This window comes from Blautia sp. DFI.6.71, assembly GCF_020593585.1.
Lineage (GTDB): Bacteria > Bacillota > Clostridia > Lachnospirales > Lachnospiraceae > Blautia_A > Blautia_A wexlerae.
On sequence record NZ_JAJDMJ010000098.1, the window covers coordinates 1 to 4,152 of the forward strand.

4 protein-coding genes are annotated in these 4,152 nt (G+C 36.3%); all 4 read right to left on the reverse strand.

The features are described 5' to 3' along the window. Positions 1-426: 426 nt before the first annotated feature. Positions 427-1,122, reverse strand: coding sequence for an HNH endonuclease (locus tag LJE12_RS19225; RefSeq protein WP_020993834.1), 696 nt, complete (start codon positions 1,120-1,122; stop codon positions 427-429). After that, on the reverse strand, positions 1,106-2,473 hold the full coding sequence (locus tag LJE12_RS19230; protein ID WP_008704383.1) for an AAA family ATPase: 1,368 nt from the start codon (positions 2,471-2,473) through the stop codon (positions 1,106-1,108). Before LJE12_RS19230 ends, LJE12_RS19225 begins: the two co-directional genes overlap by 17 nt. Positions 2,474-2,816: 343 nt before the next feature. Further along, positions 2,817-3,383 (reverse strand): hypothetical protein, encoded by a 567-nt coding sequence (locus tag LJE12_RS19235; protein ID WP_008704384.1) that lies wholly within the window; start codon positions 3,381-3,383, stop codon positions 2,817-2,819. A gap of 283 nt (positions 3,384-3,666) precedes the next feature. Continuing rightward, a complete protein-coding gene (locus LJE12_RS19240; RefSeq protein WP_008704385.1) occupies positions 3,667-3,966 on the reverse strand; it encodes a helix-turn-helix domain-containing protein in 300 nt (99 codons plus the stop codon). Between the last annotated feature and the right edge of the window lie 186 nt (positions 3,967-4,152).

Sequence of the window (4,152 nt, forward strand, 5' to 3'; positions counted from 1 at the left end):
CCCGGTCATACTCATACTCTATATATACAACATTTGACTTTTTTCTCCGTGTGATTTTGCCTTTTACAGTTGGTACTTTCACTAAAAAATCCAGATACATAGCGCCCTCCTTTTAGGCGGTTATCCACCTAAAATAGGTGTACTATATTTCCCGGCTGTCTGCAATGGAAAAGCGCAGAAAACCGGGATTTTTTATGATTTTATTTTTGTTCTTTTTTCTTTAGGCGGAAAAATTACTGGAAGTTCACATTCAATGCTGTGATTATTGATGGGGCTTTCTCCCTTTACTGGACGCACGTCTGATCTCAATGTGCTGACTTTAAATAATATTGTCACAGTGATATTTCGCTCTCACACTGGCTGTAAAGCCAACCGGGATCGTAGACTTGATAACCATTACCTCATCCAGATTATACTGAATCCTTGTCATATAATTTCTTTAACGCATCCTTTCTCATCATAATAATTCAGATTGGTTCCTGGAAAAGCCTCTATGAGTGCTAGTCGTATTTCCGGTTCGTCGCAAAACACTTCCATCCATATCGAAAAAAATCCATCTCCCAATGCCGTCATAATAATCTGATTTTTCATATCATTCTGATATTCTTTTGACAGGTCTTTCATATGATTCCAGTGTTCCAGCGAGTTTAATGCTTTTTGATAAGCTGTATTTCTTTGTCCAAATCGTCTATCTCTATCTTTTCCCATAGGAAGATTGCCTAAACCTACAAGGTTATATGTATTACGTGCTCTTTTCAGGTAATCCCCTGTTGAATCCAGTTTTATCAATAACTCTTCATTCACCTTTGGGATACCATTAATGTACGAATATGCGATAGCAGTATTATCTTCATCTGGCCACAAATAGTTTTTTTTATTTTCCGGCATTGTCTGTGCCTTTTTTCGTGTATTACAATATTTACATCCCAGGTTAAGATTATTCCAGTCTGTTAAATCTCCACCTTTGGATTTTGAAACCACATGTTCTACCTCAGGAACATGTGGTATAGAAAATTCACAATAAGAACAATACATTCCTATCCGTCTCTCTAAATATGGCAATGCGTCCTTATATTCATTTATTTTTTTATATGGAGACTCCCCCTTATTTATTGGTCTCATTCTTTTTCACTTTCCATTTCTGTTCCAGATACTGCTGATGTACCCACGCCATATAAGCAGGATTTTCGCTGTATTCAGCCTCCAGTTCCGCCAGTCTTTTTCCCAGCCTGTCTATGTCTTCCTGCGATTTTGCCTGTGTAAGTGCTTCAAAATACAGCTTTGAAGCTTCATATATTTTTCTCTTTTTTTCACTATATTGAGGTAACACAACCCCCATAATATCCTCCGAAATATCTTCAATACTCTCTCCTGAATATTCAGATTCCAGAGGCTGGTCTAATGTGATCAGCTCACCCTCTTCAAGTGATTGAATAATAAAAGGCGAATGTGTTGCACAGATAAACTGAATTTTAGGAAACAGTTGTTTTAAAATCCCAATAATTCTTTTCTGCCAGGTTGGATGCAAACTTAAATCAATTTCATCAATAAGAACAATACCCGGTGTTTCCTGTAAGGCTTTCTCCTTCAAATATGGATTTAATATACACATTCTTGCTGCAATATCCAAGATTATCTTGATAACGTTTCTATAACCGTCACTCAACATCTGAAATGGAAGAACGGTTCCTTCAGATGTTCTAAGTGCAATAATATCATCCTCATATTTTGTAGAAAATATAATTTTTTCACCTGATTTTAACTCATCTCTAAACGCCTCATTAACCGCCCACAAAATGACCTCATAAGCCGGGAAAATTTTTCCATCATTTTCTTCAACTGCAACAGCTTTAAGCGTATCTATATATCGAAATGCAATATCCAATCCATGCTGCGCATCAAGGCAGTGGCTATATGCGTCTGTTCTGCTCAATACGCCTGTCTTTACTGTTCTTTTATTTCCATCTTTCCAAAGTCGTGCTGAACTAAGGTATAATACCAGTGGCAGAATAACATCTTCATCAGAGTGATCTGCATTTGCGATTTTGCTTTCCCATTCAATTACAGTCTGCTGCATTGGATTTTTTCCACCAAACTTAGTTCTGCCATCCTGTTTCAAAAGAACACGCTGAAAACCAATAGACTCATAATCAATATTCCATGCAGCCTTACAACTAACCTTGCAAGGATACTGTGGGATTGCACCAGCAGTAAGAATTCTGCTATCATCTGAAATCTGAGTCTTTCGTCTTGCATCAGTTGATTTGATATTAAACACAAACCTGGAAGGTACATATGTCTTAAACGCTGCAAGATATGCCCCCAGCACGACATTAGCCGCTTCCAGTACTGTTGTTTTACCAGAGCCATTCTTTCCTGCAAAAACATTCATTCTTGAATTTAACACAAATTTCTTATCTTCAAACTGCCTGTAATTAAAAAGTTCTATTTCCTGGATATTAAATTCACACATACAATATGCCGCCTTCCTGAACACTAGTGAATCTGGAAATTTCAATAAATCCACTAATAAAAATCCGCTATATATTGTCTTTAGTATAACGGATTACTATGAAAAATACAATTTAAAGTTTTATTATAGAAATTTTAAAAGCAGAACTGAGAGACCAGTAGCAAACATTTAGGTTACTTACAATTGTTTATTTCATTGGGTCAGACCCCAATGTGGTGCTAAAAACGGACGGCCGTTATGCTCCGCAGAGCGGCCGTTCTAAAACGCATTTGCGACCGCCGGAGGGCGCAAAATGCAGCTCACCTTGAAAAGGCATCAAGATTAAATTAATTATCCGCATAAATTACAGATATTGTTGGACTATCCTATAAATATTATCCAATTTATCATCATTTCTGAACTCATTAATACTATTAATATCAAACAAATTATGAAAATCATCCATTTCACCAATATATATTGGAATGTTATAATTAAAGTACTTGGAATCCAGTCTAAACTGGGATTGACTTCCCGTAATATCAATAATTGTACATCCCCTCAGAATAGAATCAAGATCACAGTAAGGATATATATTTATTTCTTTATTATAGCCATATCCTTCTAAAATCCTATTCATTTTATTTACTTCTTCATAATCTGTGGCTTCTTCAGCTCTTTGTATATTTTTCTGCAAAATAGAATCATCTAGCACAAGCCAAGCATGAGTTGTATTTGAATCACTTCCACTAACAACCTTTGTATAAATGCCTTGCTCCCCTAAAAACCTTGCCAAAATATCTGAAGCTTGTCCGCAACAGGCCTCCGGGAATTGATTAAATGGCCATTTACAAAATCTATTTTTTTTATGCGCTTGTTCTATTGCATCTCGATATGATTTTACCAAGTAATATAATTCACTTTCAATCATTATAATCCACCTTTCTTATCATCAACCAATTAAATATTCATTCCACCCCATAAACGTATAAATACAACATTTTATTGTTAAAATAACATCTCACCAGATATGATACATAGCGAAACTATTATTCCATATAAATATTTTTTTAATCCCAATTATATATTGTGCATGATATGGTAAATTGCCCCCGGATACCAGTCCCTTAATTTTCTTGCGATCTTTCTCCCTCCATTTTGCTTCGCTATTTTTAATAATAGTATCATCTATGATTATCCCAAATAAAAATCTGTCAGTCATCACAGATTTTTATTTCAATATGTTTTCCAAGTGCATTCGCATATTTCTCCAGTACAACCAGCGTTGGTACCCTGCCACCGCTCTCAAACCGGGCCATATTCGACGGTTTTATCCCTGTAATATCCGCTATTTCCTGCTGCGTCATTTTCTGGCGGTGTCTCTCCTCCACTAACTGCCGGATTGTTTCCGAAGATCTGCTCAACACCTTTTCCTGGATCTTCTCTGTATATACTTCCAGCCTCTTTTCCTTGGCTTCCTTTTCTGTCAGGTATTCTTTCATGTTCTCCTGCATTTGTTTATCTCCATTCCATCTCTGATAACTCATTTACGAGATTTTATCACTCATGATAAGTTTTTGCAAGATATTTCATGTTTCTTTTACAGAACTTTTAGCTCTGATTCATTTCTTTTATTTGGATTTCATGGGGTCTGACCGTGCGTCCAGCAAAGGGTATATAGTCCGGTGGGTGGAAGCCCC

What these genes read in the sequence shown, in the direction of transcription:
- LJE12_RS19240 (WP_008704385.1), bottom strand. Translation starts at nt 3,966, where the DNA reads ATGCAGGAGAACATGAAAGAATACCTGACAGAAAAGGAAGCCAAGGAA.
- LJE12_RS19235 (WP_008704384.1), bottom strand. Translation starts at nt 3,383, where the DNA reads ATGATTGAAAGTGAATTATATTACTTGGTAAAATCATATCGAGATGCA.
- LJE12_RS19225 (WP_020993834.1), bottom strand. Translation starts at nt 1,122, where the DNA reads ATGAGACCAATAAATAAGGGGGAGTCTCCATATAAAAAAATAAATGAA.
- LJE12_RS19230 (WP_008704383.1), bottom strand. Translation starts at nt 2,473, where the DNA reads ATGTGTGAATTTAATATCCAGGAAATAGAACTTTTTAATTACAGGCAG.